Origin of the sequence: Thermofilum sp. (genome assembly GCF_038871435.1) — an archaeon.
Classification (GTDB): domain Archaea; phylum Thermoproteota; class Thermoprotei; order Thermofilales; family Thermofilaceae; genus Thermofilum; species Thermofilum adornatum.
In genome coordinates, this window is record NZ_JAVZIC010000001.1 from 191,945 (window position 1) to 208,711 (window position 16,767).

Consider the following 16,767-nt stretch of genomic DNA (forward strand, 5'->3'; position numbering starts at 1 on the left):
GGAGACTTGTTTTTTAGATAAATTTTTCGCAACGAGAATCATAATGCTGTTTTCAATGACTCGGTTGCCTTCTTGACTAGGATGCCGACGGCTATCAGGCCCCCTATCAGGCCTACTATTGTTGCTATGGGTGAAACACTGAGGGCAGAGGAGATAGAGTAGTCGTCTAGGGCTCTCCTCATGTAATATACCAGGATCAGCGAGGCGATAGATGTTAACAATAACAGCAGAGCTATGTATGTGTCGAGTCCAATGTGCTTTGAGAAAAAAATGTAGAGAGGCCAAATGAAAACAACGAGTGAATTTATTATTATGGCTTTAGCTAGGTAGCTCTGCGCAGCTCTAATGGCATCTTCACGTTTTACGAACATAGTTTTGCCCTAACCCAACATTGCTTCTAGATATAATTGTTTTGTTGACGAGAATGCTGAGAATTCTTAACCTACCAAGAGAATCTTAGAAATGATGCCTATCGCATAACCAAACAGGAAAAACCTAGCAATCTCACTATACATTTGACTGTGCCTTGATAGGACGAGGCGCGTTACAGACAGAAGCAATGCTAGAAGTAAAAGTGGGAGGGCTTCATTTCTGGGAACAAGGATCGATACAGCTAAGCCGAGCGGATGTAGAGAAAATAGTAGTGTTGGCTCTATTCTGCGCGGGATTCTGCCTTTCATTGACACTTGTTGTACTGTGGAATATATAAGTGCTAGTACAGGTATAAGGTAACTTATGAGAGAATAGCTAGTAGATATCGTAAGGGATGGAGGTGTTATTGTTATGTTTCCATAGAGTAATGCCGCCAAAACGAGGGGAACAAGCAAAAGAAGAGACTCGAAAAGTAGGGTTCCACATTCTTCATCTATGTGTCTGAGGGATATATCCAAGTATAGAGCTGAAACTATAAGCGGCGACGCCGACAGGATAAGAGGAAGGAGAGCATCGGTATAAATTGGTATTGAGCCATTTGTGAAAATTTGAGAAACAAAGAGAAGAAGATAGGGGGAAAGCGCTATACCTTTAGCCTCAAGTTCAGTTATTGCATAGCTCACTATGAGAATTAAGAAAGTTGCAGTAACAAGGTACATGGTAAATTGTGCACCGAAGAGAGTAAAGAATATAAGCAGAGAGACAAGGATGTAAACTCCTGTCCCAATTATGAGAGACGCTGGTCTGTAGGTACCAATTTTCCATAGTTTTCTCCAAATCTCGGCGTAGAGAATGAGAGAGATCGCTACAGCCATAGGGTTGAGACTTATGCCTATGATGGATAAAAGTAGTCCCATTAGTGTCGATGTCTGTAGTGGTAATGGAGCTAGCATTATAAAAGGGAGGACTGCTATTGTAGATGCAGATGCATTGTATAGGTAGGGGGATAGGATCCCTAGAGGTATCGCTAGGTAGGATACTTTGTATTGTGGCGGCTGGATGTATTCTTCGGCGAGAGTCTTGCCGCCTTCAAGAGTTAAGGCTTTTACTCCTGGAAGTACTAATGCCTTCACAAGGAGGTATGATGCTAAAGAGAATACTCCCGCTATTAAGAGTCCTACCGTTATAAAGCCGTTACCCGTTTTGTCCAATAGCTCTGCGATGAATGGTGAAGAATATTTTCCCTCTTTAGCGTAACTCTGGATGAGGCTTGCTGATATTACAAGTAGTAGGGGTGTAGAGAGGAAAAAAGGGGCTACCAAAGAAATTGTAAGGTGTGGATTGGTATGTTTTCTAAGGAGAGTTAAGAGTGTAAGGGGAAATATTATTATGGTGGAGATTACAGCTGGTGGAAGAAAAAAAGTATTTTGCCTGCTATATAAGATAAGGGATAAACCCGTTGCAAGGAAGATTTCCCCAAATGCGAGGAGATAGTCAGCCTTCTTTAAGCAGACCATTTGCACCTACCTTGAGGAAGCCGTTCTTCTGGGAGGATATTTTAAGCGAGATACTTGCTAGGATAGGGCATCCTGCCCCTCCTTGTCTGCAGAATTGCAGATACTTCTCCGACATAATTCGCCACTCCTTTACTCCTATGAAGATGCATCTTTGACCTCTAGATGTAGGTCTAAAGTAGCGGCATGCCATTTCTTTGCTAGACATGCAAACCCTATGTTGGGGAATTCAGGGTCTTGATTAAAGTTTTTTATGTTGTCGATTGTTGCCTTTTTCTCGATGAGGTATGTTTAGTAAAGCATACATATAAATTCGAGCTAGTAAGTATTTTCCATAGGTAAGGTATGTCGCGTGCAACTGTGTGTCCAGGCTTATACAAGGACGAGAAGGGCAAGTTTTACTGTAGGTTTGCAGACAACGCCGAGATTGACCCGGCTTTTATGCCGTGCCTGTTAGAATACTGGGAATGCCCGTTCTATATTAGGCACAAGCAGGCCGAAAAGGCTTTAGAAGTCGAGAAAGAAGAGATTAAACAGCAGGAAGCACCTCCAGCAACTGTCCCTACTGTTGAAATGCCAACCCTCATTGTTTCTCCGACAGAAGTCTCCGCGGAGCGCTTCACAGACGAGGTGGACAGGCTGATCGATAGGGCTAGCGAGCTCGCAAGGCTATGGGAAAGTTATGAAAGTGAAGCTAGGAGAGTCGTAGAGGAATGGGAAGAGCTTAGGGACAAGATAAAGCGGGAACTGGCAGGTCTAGAGGCCGTTATCAATGCATATATAAGTGAGAAGGGACGTCTAGAAAAATTACTCGATGAAGGAAAGATCAGCGAGGAAGAGTATATTGACTTAATCTCGAGATTAGAGAAAAAGCTGGCGGAAAAAAATAGCGAAAAGGAGGCCTTGACGAAGAAACTCGCGGATCTTGATAGAGTTGTTTTGCCGCATTATAAGCGTGTTAAGGTTGCAGAGGCGAAGCCAGAGTTGGCCAAACTGAGGCTTGCCTTGTCAAAACTAGAGGAAAGATTCAAGAGTGGGAGCATCTCTGAAGAAGTCTACATGAGGCTCAGGGCCGAGCTTGAGGATAAGATTCAACGTTTAGAGAAAATAAAGGAAGAGGTGGAGTGACATGGAACACTTACGTGAACAGTTGGAAAGATTTAGAGAGAGTTTTCTCAAAGCGGAGGAGCTCTGGAATAACTACTATACCTTTGTAAAGACTACTGTGCGTGAATGGGAGGCTTTCAGGATAGATTTACTGGATAGGCTTAGCGAGGTCAGGGTCAAACTAGAGACAGATCTGAGGACTACAGAGGAGCTAAGTCTCAAGCTTGATCTCGGCCTTTTAAGTGAAGAAAAAGTGAAAAAGAAGCTTGACGAACTACAGGAGGAGATAGCTAGACTCAAAGAAGAATATCAAACACTGTGGCTGGCCTACGAAGAAATAACCCTCATGTATATTACTCACTGCGTGAAATCTGGACTGCCAGTTAGTCTTTCAGCCGGGGACATAGAAGAGAAAAAGGAAGAACTAAAGAGTGCCGTAAATAAAAAGATGGTTAGCGAGGAAGTGGCCCAACAGCTAGAGAAGATACTCTCAGACGAGGCTTCAATGCTCCTACATCTACACGAAAAAGGGTAGAATCATCTCTACTTTTTTGTTTTCTTCGAGCTTTTTGAGCGGGCTTTTCTCCCTTTCTTGCTCTTTCCCTTTTTCTTGGTACCTTTTTCTTCCTCTTCTTTCTTCTTTTTGCTACGTGTCTTCCTGATTAATAGTTTTACTTTTCCATCTTCCATCTTTACAAGCTTTATCCTGGAAGGATATGCCGCCCCGCTTCTCTCTGCAACACGTGAAAGACGGCTGATAAGTCCCTTGAAATGCGTCCTGCAGAGCACTAGTTGCTGACCCTTCAGTTCTATGATTATGTCTGCCGCCGAGTTGCAACCCTGTATCATGCATTGCGTGGTCTCAGACATAGCAACCTTCCACTTTGTATCTAACCCCATTTATTAGTCTTTACATATAAGAAAAGTATAACCGGTTGCCACAGCAAATGTTAGCTTGGATGGGAAGCTTTGTATTTTTGTATCGCTTTATCTAACGAGTGTAGATCATCCGTCTCTATGTTTGTATAGTATCTATCTAGTGTGGGTTTCAGTTTTCGAAAACGATCGTCAGCTAGTATGATCAAAGGGTTGTTTTCAGGATGCCTTAAGGTGCGCCCAATATTCTGTATCGTCGTGATTGTTGCCACATCATCATGAGTTAAACCAAGTTTCTCTACGTGTATAAAAGGTGGAAGATATGGGGCTCCTGCTACGACAACAACTTCTGATTCTATATTTACTCCTTCACCTTTTTTACCACGGGAAAAAAGTAGAAATACACCTTTCCAATCACTGGGGGCTTCTTCCACGTAGTCCGCCCTTAGGCTACGAGCTACTCTTTTAGTAGCAAATACAACTATTCTTTGGAAATGTTTTCTGAGGAGAAAAATCAAATCATTATATTCCTTAGCCATCTTATAGTCCCATTCATGAAATCTAGTCGTCATCCACGTTGCAATGAGTGCTTCTGGTTTTCTCTGAACAGGTATTTCTAAAACAGGTATATTGTATATTTTTTGTAAAGGTTCTAGTGTTGCACTTACGAAAATCGTTCTTTTCCTTGGTCGAATAAATTTCAGAATGTGTATCTCTCCCTCCTCTCGCCAAATAAAGGTTCCCCTGGCAAGCATTGCTATTACTCTTCCCGCAATGAGTGGCATTTTTCCCTGTTCGAGTAGCTCTACGATCTTCATCTGGGCAGTCTCAATGAATGCTTGCTGGATTAGGTCTCCTGTGGGTTCGTAGTGAATATCCAATTCAGCTAAGGCTTCTCTAAGTTTTGCCTCAGGAATACTATAAACATCAAGTACCATATTATGTGCCTCATCAATTACCTCTAAGTTGACGTCGAATGACAAACCTAGACTATAGGGAATAATGTAGACGTGAGCTTGCTGATAGAGCTGAGCATAGTAAGGACAAATCTCTGTGCCCTTTAGCTTTCTTAACAACTGGTCATAGTCGACACTAAAAATGTTTTCTGGTTTGATACTTGACAAACCTTTAAAGAATGGACACTTAAATTTTAGAAACCTGCAAAAATAGTAGGTGTTTGATTTATATTCTTCTTTTAGAGGACAGAGTTTTTCGCGTCCAGCAGCTATATAGAATGGAAGTCCTAAGAGCGCGCAGTCATCAGAGACCCGTTTCGCTATGTCGAATGTTCGGACTCTCCAAGTTACTGGAAACGCGTCTGCAAGTGATATCGCGGCTAGAACTGTAATTGTTTTTCCGAAACCGGTGGGAGCCTGGAAGCCTACTGAACCTGTGTCGATCATTTCGGCGAGCTGTTTGGCTGCTTCTAGCTGTAGTGGTCTTGGTTTTAGTCCTGCTTTTCTGAAGAACTCTTCCGGGTTCAAGGTGCTATGTGACCTTTGCTTGGACTCTGTTGTCTACGTGGGTTTTTACGAGGTGCCTGAGGAGGGTTTCTTCTACTTGTTTTGTGTCGCCTATGTAGAGTTTGTCTGGGAGTGCTTTTTCGAGTAGTTTGTCGTCGACTGGTTGGCCGTCGAGGTATATTGGTAGTATTCTCTGTCCGTCTGAGATGTATATCGCGTTTACGAATCTTTTTACACCGTCAATGGTCACAAGTTTTTTTGTGTTTACTATTATGTCGAGGTATGTGTAGACGTTTGGAGAGCCCTTGAGATGTACCTGTAGCGCGTCGCTGAGAGTTCTTACGGCTTTTTCGACCGAGGGAGCATGGAAGGTAGTTAGTGTCGGGATGCCTGCTCTCGATGGCTCGAGGAGGCTCCAGAAGTCCTCGGCCATTATTTCTCCGACGACTAGTAGGTCTGGGCGGAGGTACCGCATTGAGTACCTGACTCCTTCGGCTATATCTTCGCTTACAACGTGTGAAAACCATCCTCCTTGAAAGTCGAGTTCCCTGTATTTTTCGACTATGGCTATGTGGAGCCAGGGGAATAGCTGACCTAGAGTCCCCACTATGCTACTTAGTAATGTTGTCTTTCCGCTTCCTGGGGGCCCACTAATAATAACTGTGCTAGGCCTTAAGATCAACAAGAGGAGTTTTACACTTATCTCTGGGGGAAGGATCTCCGTGATTGGCGGCACCTTTTTTATCTTTGTAGCTACAACGTGTAGTTGTCCGCCGGAGTGGAGCTGTATAGCTATCCTCCAGTTACCGTACTCGGCGACGCCGCGCGGGTTTCTAAAGGAAACATTTACACCTGTATGAGCAATTAGACGAGAAATTATGTCCTCGACCCGTATGTCGAGATTGTCTAGCGAGAGCTGTATTCGACCAAGATTACTGAGCGTCGCAATTATTTTGTCTTTGAATATCCAGGCTTCCTCAACCTTGTCGGATGCGAAGAGAGCTCCCAATGGGCCCCAAACGTCGTCATCCTTGAATGGAATCACAGACAGTGTGGAGTCCCGTATAAACAGGGCGCCCAAGGGATTTTTGTCTATAAGTATCGAGTCTCTTGGAATAGAGTCCTCTACTGGGATAAGTTCTTTTTCTTTTTTATCTTTGAATCTAAACTTTATCTTCATGTTTTTCAGCTTCTTATTTCTGAAAACATTTTGAGGAGTCTGGTCAGTTTCTCTTTGTCTGCTAGGAGCTTGTTTCTTTCCCTTTCTAGTGAATCTATTTTCTCGTTTATTTTCCTGATTTCCTCATCTATTGCAAAGTATTTTTCTTCTAGCTTTGAGGCTAGCGAAGAATCAAGCCCCAGAGACTGTAGAACCGCCTTGAAACCCTCTAGACCTTTTTGGACGAAGTCTCCACTTGTATTGCCGCCACTTCTGTCTGTCCTTGTTTGTAGAATTGCAGGTCTAGGCGTTGATAACTGTGGCTTGCTGGAGGTTTCTTCTCGAGGCTTCTCTTCTAGTTGACCTTCATTGACTAGGGGTCTTTTGTGGCTCATTATCCAGTCACCTTTAGGAGGGGCTTGTTTATTCTCTGTACAAGTAGCATGACCTCTTCCCTGGTTCTTTTACTTATTAGGCTGTAGGCTTCCTTTATTCTCTCTGTAAAAGTAAATGTCAAAGCCGGGTCAAAGCTTATGGGAAATACTACACCGTACTCCTCTCGCATCTTGTCCAGCCATTTGTGCAAGAGAGAGTGGTATTTGTTCAAAACAGGAATTTTTAAGATATTGTTTTTGGCAAAGGGACGCGTAGATATCCAGTTTTTTACAGCAAGTATAGAGAGCCTATCTGGGTTGGTTACAAGTACAATTATGTCTGCTAGCAACACTATGGGGTCAAGAAGTGTCCCTGGATAAGACGGCAGGTCGAGTATTACGTAGTCCACATATTTACTAGCGTTGTCCAGTAGGTATTCTAGGCTTTCCGCGTCTATTGGTCCTTGTTCCTTGGAGCTTGGAGCTATCCAGAGGTTGGACGAATAACTGCTTTCAACTATGACGTCTCTCCACGTGGCTTTTCCCCAAAAGAAATCTGACAAGTATGGGGGTCCGGGATCTTCCTCTAGGCAAAGGTTTGTGCTACTACCGTACTCGCCCAAGTCGACTAGCAGAACCTTTCTCCCATTCACAGCAAGCGTATATCCAACCAAACTCGATAGTACACTTTTTCCTGTTCCACCTTTATAGCCACTTCCAAAGGCAACAATATCGCTCATGATTTTTTACCCCTCAACCTTTACCTGAGGGAATATATAGCGATGCCAGAGGAGACTTCCAATTTGTGCCAACTTATATTGTTCCAGCAAAATCTTGCCAGAGAGTTATGAGTCGGCTAAAACTGATTCTTATCAGGGTGCTCTATGAGTATAATTTGAGGAGAATTGCTAAATTTGATAGAAAAAATTTTTCCGACAAGGAAACTTTCAGGAAAATAAAACTCGCTATAGAAGAGGCCTTGCATGACAACAAAAAGCGTCTAAAATCGTTGCTCCTGCTATTTTTCATTCAAATCGTTACTGTAGACACAAGAATAATTCTTGCACAGCCTTCAGACCTCATAACAAATATTTTTAAGCCATTTCGAGACGCTGTTGCACTTCTCTTTGCCATAGCTTTTGGCATTGGCTTGCTCGGCTTCTTCTTCATAGTTTTTGACGCAGTTGTTTCCTGGGTCACAGGTGGCAGTTTTGGGAGAAGTCTTGCCGTAAGCAAATTTTTAAGAGCAGTCGAAACACTCGCCATTATTCCCTTGCTTTTCCTACTCGTGAACATCATGAAAAATATTGGAATAAACGAAATATCTTCAATTGCCGAGATTTTTAATACTCTGCTGAACGAGGGCTGGAAAATTATTATTTCAGTATTCACGGGGTAGCTCCCAATGGATATATTCATAATTGCCTCCGGCATTGCAGCTTATCTGGCCCTTGGTTCTATTTACTGGAGCCTTGGACAGAGGCAGACAGCTTTGAAATATTTCGAAGATGCCACTGTATCCCTCGCCTTAATCTTTATCGTGCAACTGATTTTTTCTATAACCTCTGAATTAGCCAGCATGGCCGGGTTAAATATTAATCTCTGGAACAGTTTGGAAGTCAGCAATATATGCTCGACTGCCTCAGGAATTTTCTGGGATGCAAGCAGAAAAGCTGTAGACATGATCTTTTTTGTAGAGACCGAAAAAGCTATTCTCGCTAGTACACCACTAACGGCTCCTCTTGTCAGCGTATTGTCTGGAGCTACTGGCTGGAGCCTCTCAGAGCTAAGTCTAGTAGCAATATTCTACATGCATTTCTCGTTCGTTGCACAGGTATTTTCCATGGTCTCTTCTTACTTGTTTGCTCTTGGCACTACCTTGACACCTATACCAAGGCTTAGAAAAATTGGAATATCCCTGGTATCCCTCTATCTTTCTACCTCGCTTGCAATAGCTTTTTCCTCTCAGGTAACAGCCGAGGCACTCTCGAAGATAAGGGTACCTCAAGCCATCAATCCTACGGACTGGATAAATATTGCTGGAATCATTGGCGACGCCGCTGTTGAGCTTGGGCGTTCACTGACTCTTAGCATTTTTGCGTCTACTCTAGCAACGATTGGCGGGATAGGCTTGGCCTCGATATTTGACACGGTAATGATTAGCGTCTTGAGAACATGAACGAGGAACTTGTTTGGTTCGGGTTGGCTTTTTCTCTGGTCGTTGCCGAGGCTCTCTTCTACTGGTTTACTCAGAGACGGAAACAATCGCTAAACGTATTGTCGCAAAGAGTTGTAGAACTGATCCTCTATGCAGGAGTCGTTGTGATACTGCTAAGACTTTACTCACAATATGCAATGGTAAGCATAGATTGTTCTATTAAGAAACTTAAAGAGCTTGAGGGAAATTTGTACAAAGCCTATACTGGAGCTTTGCAACTACTCTTTGGCAGCGCAGTTGTTGATTCAATTATAAGCTTGGCCGCAACACTAGGTGCACCCGAGGCAACAATCGCCCTCGAGTATTTTGACCTGTTCCGACATACGGTTCTTGCACAGCTTGAATACCTCTCAGTTCAGACAGGCGCAGCCTGGCTCATTACAAGCATTACAGGGTTCCTAATAGATTCTTTAAGAAATCTAAGAAACGTAACTAGAACCATAATTCTTCTAAGCCTGGTACCGAAAATTAGGAAGTTTGCTTTACCAACTTCTGTGATACTGTTGGCTTTTTCTTTAGCTCTCCCATACACTATTTCTGAGACAGAGTCTATACCTACATCAATGCCTCCATTCGGAGCCATGCCTAGTCCTACTGGAACCCTTAGACTTAAAGTAAAAGACTTTTCTGATACCCCTACACTTGACACAATACTTATAGGTCTCCGAGATGCCAACTCGACGCTCTTTGTTGTAAAGGGTAAAAATGGTGACCAGCTAGTTCTACCTGCGGGGAACTATACAGTCCTCTGGATAATTAACTATTGGACAAATTTCACTTTACATCCATGTTGCTATGAAAAATCTCCCTATTCATACTGCAGCTGCTACGCCTACCCAGCAAAGTTCTCTCTCAAGCCAAATCAAACGCTAGAACTCAACGTGTGGCTACCCATATTCCTCATTACGTCTGAAAAAGGAACTATGGGCCACGTTGTGGCATATGAAGGCGTTGTGCCCTTACGCCCTTCGAGAAACGAGAATGGCACTGTCGAGTTTGCCTTGGAGCCCAGCACATCTGTTAGAGAGTTTTTTATCCGGGGGGGAGACTTCCAGCTTGTCTACTTGAATGAATCCCTTATAAGTAAGAACGGGACTTGCTGGACTCTATACTACAGGGTAACAAACGAAATGCCTCCAGGAGTTATAGCAGACCTCGGAGCATTAGACAGTTGGAAAAAGAGCTACGATGACTGGGTTGAACGTATCCGCAACGCGATTCCAGGATTCTTATCAGACAAGTTGGTTCTTAAAGATGAAGTACCAAACTTTAGAGAGTATGGCATAAAGATATGGTTCGGCAAGAAGAACTGCTCCGGAGTCTTTTCCGGGAACGTTTCCTCCCCGAAAATCATAATACACGGGATAGGGTATTGGAATCACAGCTCTGCACCAACATACCTTTCATTGTGGCAAAAGGTGTCACACATAGATGGGTGGCTTAAGGAAAATTTTAACAGTTTTATCTACCCTCTCTTAGCACTCTACAAGAGTTTTCTCTTGGTCTTCATAATGTTTAGCGGGATCTTGTTAACGGTTGGGTATTATTCAGTGGCTATTTTTTCACCGATAAGCATTCATTTCAGTTCTCTTAAACACTCAACGCATTTCAGTTTTGTGTCTCTGGCTAAAAAGCTTAAAAGAATTTGGTCTCTAAACAGTAACGTTATAAAAATTGATTGGCGACCTAGTACCCTCTATAAGGAGCTAGTTTTAAGTAGAGAAGTAGAGAAGGATCATCCCGTAGTCACCATCGGCAGACTCTCTAAGAGAATAATACGGGAATCTCCAAAATATCTATCCCATAAACCACTTCCAGCGATATTAAGATTCACAAGCGCCACACTAATGAATCTCGGAGATTTTGCGAGGCAACACTACAAAGAAAGCAAAGCAAGAAAACTGTATATGTTTGCTTCAAAGGTAGAGAAAGCAAGTAGGTTTGCAGATCAAAGCCTTCCCGTAGCAAGTGTAAATGCAATTCGATACCTGCATAGAGAAAGCGGGTACCTTGCCAAAAGATTGCAGAGCCGCCTAGAGGATAGCTACTCCAATCTAAGGCTATACCTTATGGGCTACGACCCTAGGCTCAAAAGGATGCGTGACGATAATGACCAGGTTCTCCAGGTATATTTTCCAGGAATTTACAGAGACTTTCTTGAACGCTATAAGGAGCAGGCAACCACACATCTAGAGGAAGTTAGGAAGAGCTTGGAGAAGTCTGGAGAGAATACTCAGATAATAGACAAGGTCATAGACAAGGTAAGAAAGGCTTCGAGCCTGCGGGAAGTAGACGAGGCCCTTTCAAGTCTCTCTCTAGACCCAAAAAGTTTCGAGATTCTTGCCAGGAAGCTTAGAGTCCCTCTGAGCTTCTTTGCAGACAGAGATGTAAAGAGAATGCTTAGACTTAAGGCACTTGATATACTTGAAAGAGAGGAAAGAATCGAAGTTGAGGGGCTTAGAAGGTTTTATCTCGGAGAAGGCAGGTTTGATTCTTTAGAAGGGCTTTGGAAGAGAATTAGGAGAAAATTTGGTGAATGATGTGAAGACAAGGTATCTTTTTGTTCTTCTGCTTTTTGCTCTGGGAATATTTCTCATGAGTAGACCAGAGGAGAAGCTAGTAGGACAAGCCATAATTAGTTTATCTCTTCTACTCTTCTTCCCAGAGATATACGTCTGGTCGCTTATTTTCGCTTTGGGAGGTTATCCGCTTAGAGAAATCTCGATTGATGAGGATTTTTGCATGGAAGCTAGGAAGCATGAGACATGCATCTACATAGGGTTTGAGCTCTTTGATGTACGCCACAACGTTAACGACTTGAGCGAAAAGAGATTCTGGTTTTATACCCAGAGTTTTATAAATACAACTTTTACAGGAAATAATACCTATTTTATAGTAGTTGACAGGGGAAGATATTTCATCGTCACTAGGATGTGCACAAACAGATTCGAAGCTTTACCTGAAAAAATAAAGAGCGAAGTTTATAGACTTAAACGTTCATTTGAGAGACACGGTTTAAGTTTCAGACCTATGAGTGGTTCAGAAGTCTATAGAATTCTGCGTCCAGATTTCATAGAAAAAGCGAAAAGAAACAAATTGAGAAAATTTTTCCTAGCAATCCTTGGTTCAATCCTTTTCTTTAAGACACCTGTTTTGTTTCCCGTCTCCTCAGCACTCCTCTTAGCAAGTTTTCCAGGAAATCTTCACGGATACAGGAGGAAGAACTCTACTGAGCTCTATACGCTAGACTCTATTCAAAGTTTCTATTCGTATCCCTCAATCTTCGATATCTTTTCCCGAGCCCAATTGATCTACAGCATTTCAGACAAAATATTCTTACTACTACGGCTAACGCCGGGCCCATTACACGTAGAACACGAAATAGATTCGAAAGCCTATAGAGATTACGAGCTTGGTACCGCGCTCGACAAGCTTTCCGTCATCCACAGCAGTGCAAAGTTTTTTGCAGCAAGCAGACGAAGATGGGAGAGAAGAGAAAGCTTATACCTCGTATCAGGCCTCTTAGCTGCTACACAAAACGAGGTAAAAATCCTGAAAACTGTGGGTTTCATATTTAAAAAATCCCTGCTTCCTCTAGGTGTCCTAGAATGAGCGAAACCCTTTATCATTACATGAGAAAAGCCTTTTCACGCGAGGCTTTCGGTCTATCAGGCGACCTAGCAATATTCACCCCTTTCAGTATACTGTCTCCCCCAGAAGAAACTCATGGGTTTATACTAGGCCGAGACGATAGAGGAAGAGAAGTCAGGGTTAACCCCTCCAAATTGCCTAACATGCATGGAGTAATCGTAGGATCCACTGGTTCAGGAAAATCAACACTTGCTAGACATATCCTCTTGCAGGCCCAGAAAATGGGCATAAAGGAGTGGGTAATAGACCCACACAGCGAAAAATCCTATACAAGCATAATGGACACGAGACTAGAGCTCACCGTGGAAAAAATATACTTCATGGAACACCCTGGCTGGAGCCCCGAAGAGCTTGCCAGCGAGCTTTCCTATTACCTCGAGAAAATATATGCATTTCCCGGGTATAGGAGCATTCTAAGAGAAATCCTAGCTAAATGCTTTGAAGAGAAAAGTCTGTATCCGTTCGAAAGAGTAAAAAATGAGGATCCCAACCTCAAACGTATATATGATGATCTGCGAAAACTCTATTCCGAGGACGGCTTCAAAATAAGAGAGCTCGCTGAAAAGAACCTCCACATTACGTTTCCGACCTTAGTCTCGCGAGAGCTTCATGCCACTGCTTCACAGATTTTACTTCTCCTACTAGAAGGATATATGAGGAGTCTTGGTTCTAGAAATAGGGTGGACCTAATAGTTGTCCTAGAAGAGGCACATCTGCTAAAAGACTACTTCCTAAGACTATTCAAGGAGATACGAAAGTTCGGCCTGAGCATACTTGCCGTCACACAGCTCCCCCGAGAATTTGACCCAAGGATCTTCCAGCTAGCAGGATACGTGGTGGCGCTCTCTGGACCCGAGAGCTACATTGCTGACATAGCTTCCCTATTTTCGCTTGGCAGAGAAGAATTTGACCACATAGCTTTTGGAACCAGGGGGAACGCTCTTCTTTTTAGGTCTGGAGACCCAAGGCCTAGGAGAATAGTTCTTGAAATAGATCCTTTTGTTCTATAGCGAGTTATGGAGACTAGAAGATTTATGCATCTTCGATATGTAGTAGATAAGGGGGATGGCAAGGAGCGCCGCAGACCTCCCCTTCTCTGTCAATACATAGAGAGTCTTTCCTTGCCTCTCCCTGTCGACCGTCTCTATATATCTAGTTATCATTGCTTCACGTTGAAGCTGTTTCAGCCGAAAAGAGAGCGTTCTGCGATTTACCTTTGAGGATTCTAGAAGCTCTGTAAACGTGCATGGTCCCAGAAGCAACAATGTGTATAGAATCTGCAGAACACCTTTTCTAGCAAGCAGGGAAAAACTTGGAGCAAGAGAATCCAAGATTTCCTGTGCCTCCTCAACTGTTAACTTCTTGTTTTCAAGCATGACCTTGAGTGTCTCTTCTACCCCATCGATGACCTTTTTCACTCTTTTCTCGACGTCTTCCCAGAACATGTCCACATCCATGTACATTTCCCTTGAAGTATAATTTTTATACCGCCCCTTTAAATATTACCCTGCAAGGGGGACTAACATGTACGACGCATTAGTGGTTGGAGCTGGACCAGCCGGTCTCATGTATTCCCGTGTACTGGCCGCCAAGGGTTTTAAGGTTGCCGTCGTGGAGAAAAATGAACAGCTAGCCGTCAAGCCTTGCGGCGAGGGCATAAGCGCACGTGTCCTCAAAACTGCCGAGATAGAAAAATCTGACTATAACCGATTCATTTCTCATGTAATTAAGGGGGCAGTGATTGTTGCTCCGAATGGAAAAGAGGTCATTGTAAAAGAAGAGGGGGAAATGGGCTACGTAATCGATAAAAAGAATTTTCTCAGAGTGATGGGCGAATACTCAGCCTCTACGGGAGCAGAAATATACATGAAAGAGCCTGTCAAAGAACTCACATTCCAAAAAGACCACTGGCTAGTCAAGACGCGTACAATGGAGCTCGAAGCAAAGCTTTTGGTGGGCGCAGACGGCTATTTATCCTTCGTCTCGCGGACCTTGGGCCTGGAGAAGCCGGGCGAGAGAAAAGTCATCCCAGCCATTCAGTACGTGATGCCTAATGTTGATGTCCACGACCCAGACATGACCTATTTCTTCCTTGGCAACGATGTGGCACCAAAGGGCTACGTGTGGATCTTTCCAAAGGACGGACGCCTAGCAAACGTTGGCATAGGCGTCCAGGGGGCAGCGCCCAAGGCGTATCTAGACAAGTTCATCAAAATGCATCCAGAGATCTTCAAGAAAGTCGACATACTGGAGTTCAGGGGCGCAGCCGTGACAATAGGTGGGATGCTAAGCGAAATCGTGACAGACCACGCGATACTAATAGGTGAGGCCGCGGGACAAGTCATTCCTTTAACCGGTGGAGGCATTCATACCTCTATCGCTGGAGGAAAAATAGCCGCCGAAGTCACAGCGAAGGCCCTTGAAGAAGGCAACCTGTCCAAACAAAGGCTGTCAGAGTACAAGGACAAGTATAATGAATACTGGGGTAAGCGAATAAAGGACAGCCTTAAAGGCCTGCACGCGATTGAGAAGCTTTCAGACGACGAGCTCAACCAGCTAGCAGAAATATTGTCACCGGAGGACGTGGTAAACCTAGCAAATGGGGAAAACGTTGCCTCGGTAGCTGTGAAACTACTTAAGCATCCACTATTCAGTATAAAGCTGGCCCGAGCCTTGCTTAGCTAAATCATTAAAATTTATTCAACATTATTTTTCAATTAACATTTTTAAAATCCATGTTGTTTTTACTGAAACAAGGCAAAGAAAAAATTTATATTTGCCTTTATTCGATACTTTTTAACGCCGCGTACGCTCATAGTGCCGAGGCAACACCGGATCCCATCAGAACTCCGAAGTTAAGCTCGGCACGCGCGTCCAAGTAGTGGGGTCTGCGGCCCCGCGAACGGCGCGTGGCGTACGCGGCTTCTGCCCATCTATTTAGGTCTTCGCTTTATAAGAACAAGGATAGGTTTATTTTGTTCTTTCTTCTTAGAGGCTGGAAGACCCATGAGCCTAAGTGTTGGAGTTATCGGTGTTGGGAGATGGGGGCGCAACCACGTGCGTGTGCTTTCTTCTCTAAAGGATCTCGTAGACAGGCTCGTCATAGTTGATGCCGACGCTGAGCGTGCTAAAAACACAGCTAACATGTTTAAGGCAGACACATACTATGTTTCCCTAGAAGATTTCCTTAAAAATGAAAAGGAACTTGACGCGGCAGTAGTAGCTGTCCCTACTGTTTACCACTTCAAAGTTGCATCTAGAATCCTGGAATACACGAATGTGATAGTAGAGAAACCATTGGCGGCAACACTTGAGGAGGGGTATAGTCTACTTGAAAAAGCAGAGAAACAAGGTAGAAAGCTGGCAGTCGGACATATCGAGAGATTCAACCCCATCGTGGAGGCAACATACAGTCTCGTCAAGGGAAAAGATATACTAAGCATAGATGCAAAAAGGCTTGGTCCCGGACCTGCGACAAACTATACGTTAAATCTAGGGGTCGCCCACGACCTATTAGTCCATGACATAGATGTCTCAAATATGTTTATGGAGAATCTCCCCACAGGTGTTTTTTCATACAAGTTTCACAAGGAGGACTTCCCCTACGAGGTCGAGATAGCGGCTTTCTACAGCTATCCAGACGGAAAATTTGCCTCCCTTATTGCAAGCTGGAGAACAGCGCCAAGCTACAAGCACAGAAGCCTCACAATCAGAACAGAAGACAAAGTGCTTAGGGTAGACTACATCTTGAGGAGGATTATCGTCGACAAGGGTGTTGAGCAGATTCCACGGGATGGGCTTGAAACCTCTGTTTTTTCTGAGAACAGCTACATTGAGATTTCATATTTGCAGGAGGAGCCTCTAAAGGCAGAGCTAAGAAACTTTCTGGAAGCTGTAAAGAATAACAAAAAGCCAAAGGTGGACGGCTTAATAGGCTATGTCGCACTCAAGTGCATAGTGAAGGCTCTAGAGGCATCAGAGAAAGGACAAATAGTCAAAATAGATTGGAACGATATACAGCGATTCCTATAGT

At 43.6% G+C, this 16,767-nt stretch carries 19 protein-coding genes and 1 rRNA gene; 11 read left to right on the top strand and 9 right to left on the bottom strand.

Annotated features, from left to right (window positions below; all coding sequences use genetic code 11):
• Nucleotides 1-38 precede the first annotated feature (38 nt).
• Both QXT17_RS01025 and QXT17_RS01030 read right to left on the bottom strand, forming a co-directional pair.
• Nucleotides 39-371 (bottom strand): hypothetical protein, encoded by a 333-nt coding sequence (locus QXT17_RS01025; RefSeq protein ID WP_020962657.1) that lies wholly within the window; start codon nucleotides 369-371, stop codon nucleotides 39-41.
• 66 nt (nucleotides 372-437) lie between these two features.
• Entirely contained in the window at nucleotides 438-1,505 is a 1,068-nt protein-coding gene (locus QXT17_RS01030) for a hypothetical protein (protein ID WP_148682079.1), read from the bottom strand.
• A 130-nt stretch (nucleotides 1,506-1,635) separates the two neighbouring features.
• Here QXT17_RS01030 and QXT17_RS01035 point away from each other — a divergent pair, with 130 nt between their 5' ends.
• Nucleotides 1,636-1,866, top strand: a complete 231-nt coding sequence (locus QXT17_RS01035; RefSeq protein ID WP_342784285.1) for a hypothetical protein — start codon at nucleotides 1,636-1,638, stop codon at nucleotides 1,864-1,866.
• On the opposite strand, the gene QXT17_RS01040 is transcribed toward QXT17_RS01035, so the two are convergent.
• Nucleotides 1,867-2,094 carry a hypothetical protein gene (locus QXT17_RS01040; RefSeq protein ID WP_148682077.1) on the bottom strand — a complete coding sequence of 76 codons (228 nt, stop codon included), beginning with the start codon at nucleotides 2,092-2,094 and terminating at the stop codon, nucleotides 1,867-1,869.
• Between the two features lie 137 nt (nucleotides 2,095-2,231).
• On the opposite strand from QXT17_RS01040, the gene QXT17_RS01045 reads away from it, so the two are divergent.
• Nucleotides 2,232-3,014 (top strand): hypothetical protein, encoded by a 783-nt coding sequence (locus QXT17_RS01045; protein ID WP_148682076.1) that lies wholly within the window; start codon nucleotides 2,232-2,234, stop codon nucleotides 3,012-3,014.
• A 1-nt stretch (nucleotide 3,015) separates the two neighbouring features.
• Nucleotides 3,016-3,528, top strand: a complete 513-nt coding sequence (locus tag QXT17_RS01050) for a hypothetical protein (protein WP_020962654.1) — start codon at nucleotides 3,016-3,018, stop codon at nucleotides 3,526-3,528.
• A gap of 8 nt (nucleotides 3,529-3,536) precedes the next feature.
• On the opposite strand, the gene QXT17_RS01055 is transcribed toward QXT17_RS01050, so the two are convergent.
• The 5 genes from QXT17_RS01055 to QXT17_RS01075 all read right to left on the bottom strand — a co-directional run bounded on the left by QXT17_RS01055 (nucleotide 3,537) and on the right by QXT17_RS01075 (nucleotide 7,605).
• Complete coding sequence (locus QXT17_RS01055) at nucleotides 3,537-3,863, bottom strand: hypothetical protein (protein WP_148682075.1); 327 nt, start codon at nucleotides 3,861-3,863, stop codon at nucleotides 3,537-3,539.
• Nucleotides 3,864-3,943: 80 nt separating this feature from the next.
• Entirely contained in the window at nucleotides 3,944-5,353 is a 1,410-nt protein-coding gene (locus QXT17_RS01060) for a helicase C-terminal domain-containing protein (protein WP_020962652.1), read from the bottom strand.
• A gap of 4 nt (nucleotides 5,354-5,357) precedes the next feature.
• Nucleotides 5,358-6,512 (bottom strand): ATPase, T2SS/T4P/T4SS family, encoded by a 1,155-nt coding sequence (locus QXT17_RS01065; RefSeq protein WP_020962651.1) that lies wholly within the window; start codon nucleotides 6,510-6,512, stop codon nucleotides 5,358-5,360.
• A gap of 5 nt (nucleotides 6,513-6,517) precedes the next feature.
• On the bottom strand, nucleotides 6,518-6,886 hold the full coding sequence (locus QXT17_RS01070) for a hypothetical protein (protein WP_020962650.1): 369 nt from the start codon (nucleotides 6,884-6,886) through the stop codon (nucleotides 6,518-6,520).
• Nucleotides 6,886-7,605, bottom strand: a complete 720-nt coding sequence (locus QXT17_RS01075; protein ID WP_342784284.1) for a MinD/ParA family protein — start codon at nucleotides 7,603-7,605, stop codon at nucleotides 6,886-6,888. The genes QXT17_RS01070 and QXT17_RS01075 overlap by 1 nt, the downstream gene beginning before the upstream one ends.
• A 107-nt stretch (nucleotides 7,606-7,712) precedes the next feature.
• On the opposite strand from QXT17_RS01075, the gene QXT17_RS01080 reads away from it, so the two are divergent.
• From QXT17_RS01080 to QXT17_RS01100, 5 genes are read left to right on the top strand one after another with little or no spacing between them, the layout of a single operon-like run.
• On the top strand, nucleotides 7,713-8,264 hold the full coding sequence (locus QXT17_RS01080) for a hypothetical protein (RefSeq protein WP_020962648.1): 552 nt from the start codon (nucleotides 7,713-7,715) through the stop codon (nucleotides 8,262-8,264).
• Between the two features lie 6 nt (nucleotides 8,265-8,270).
• Nucleotides 8,271-9,044: a tetratricopeptide repeat protein gene (locus QXT17_RS01085; protein ID WP_342783164.1), complete on the top strand. Its 774-nt coding sequence runs from the start codon at nucleotides 8,271-8,273 to the stop codon at nucleotides 9,042-9,044.
• Complete coding sequence (locus tag QXT17_RS01090) at nucleotides 9,041-11,623, top strand: hypothetical protein (protein WP_020962646.1); 2,583 nt, start codon at nucleotides 9,041-9,043, stop codon at nucleotides 11,621-11,623. Before QXT17_RS01085 ends, QXT17_RS01090 begins: the two co-directional genes overlap by 4 nt.
• Before the next feature lie 55 nt (nucleotides 11,624-11,678).
• Nucleotides 11,679-12,695, top strand: a complete 1,017-nt coding sequence (locus tag QXT17_RS01095; RefSeq protein ID WP_148682074.1) for a hypothetical protein — start codon at nucleotides 11,679-11,681, stop codon at nucleotides 12,693-12,695.
• Nucleotides 12,692-13,744, top strand: a complete 1,053-nt coding sequence (locus tag QXT17_RS01100) for an ATP-binding protein (protein ID WP_020962644.1) — start codon at nucleotides 12,692-12,694, stop codon at nucleotides 13,742-13,744. The genes QXT17_RS01095 and QXT17_RS01100 overlap by 4 nt, the downstream gene beginning before the upstream one ends.
• Here QXT17_RS01100 and QXT17_RS01105 read toward each other — a convergent pair.
• The gene (locus tag QXT17_RS01105; protein ID WP_020962643.1) at nucleotides 13,739-14,197 is read right to left on the bottom strand and encodes a helix-turn-helix domain-containing protein; all 459 of its coding nucleotides are present in this window, start codon (nucleotides 14,195-14,197) and stop codon (nucleotides 13,739-13,741) included. The genes QXT17_RS01100 and QXT17_RS01105 overlap by 6 nt on opposite strands.
• A gap of 61 nt (nucleotides 14,198-14,258) precedes the next feature.
• Between QXT17_RS01105 and QXT17_RS01110 the strand changes: the two genes are divergently transcribed.
• The 3 genes from QXT17_RS01110 (at nucleotide 14,259) to QXT17_RS01120 (ending at nucleotide 16,766) form a co-directional block, all read left to right on the top strand.
• Nucleotides 14,259-15,419 carry an NAD(P)/FAD-dependent oxidoreductase gene (locus QXT17_RS01110; protein ID WP_020962642.1) on the top strand — a complete coding sequence of 387 codons (1,161 nt, stop codon included), beginning with the start codon at nucleotides 14,259-14,261 and terminating at the stop codon, nucleotides 15,417-15,419.
• 119 nt (nucleotides 15,420-15,538) lie between these two features.
• Nucleotides 15,539-15,655, top strand: a 5S ribosomal RNA gene (rrf, locus tag QXT17_RS01115).
• A gap of 85 nt (nucleotides 15,656-15,740) precedes the next feature.
• Nucleotides 15,741-16,766, top strand: coding sequence for a Gfo/Idh/MocA family protein (locus QXT17_RS01120; RefSeq protein WP_020962641.1), 1,026 nt, complete (start codon nucleotides 15,741-15,743; stop codon nucleotides 16,764-16,766).
• Nucleotide 16,767 lies beyond the last annotated feature (1 nt).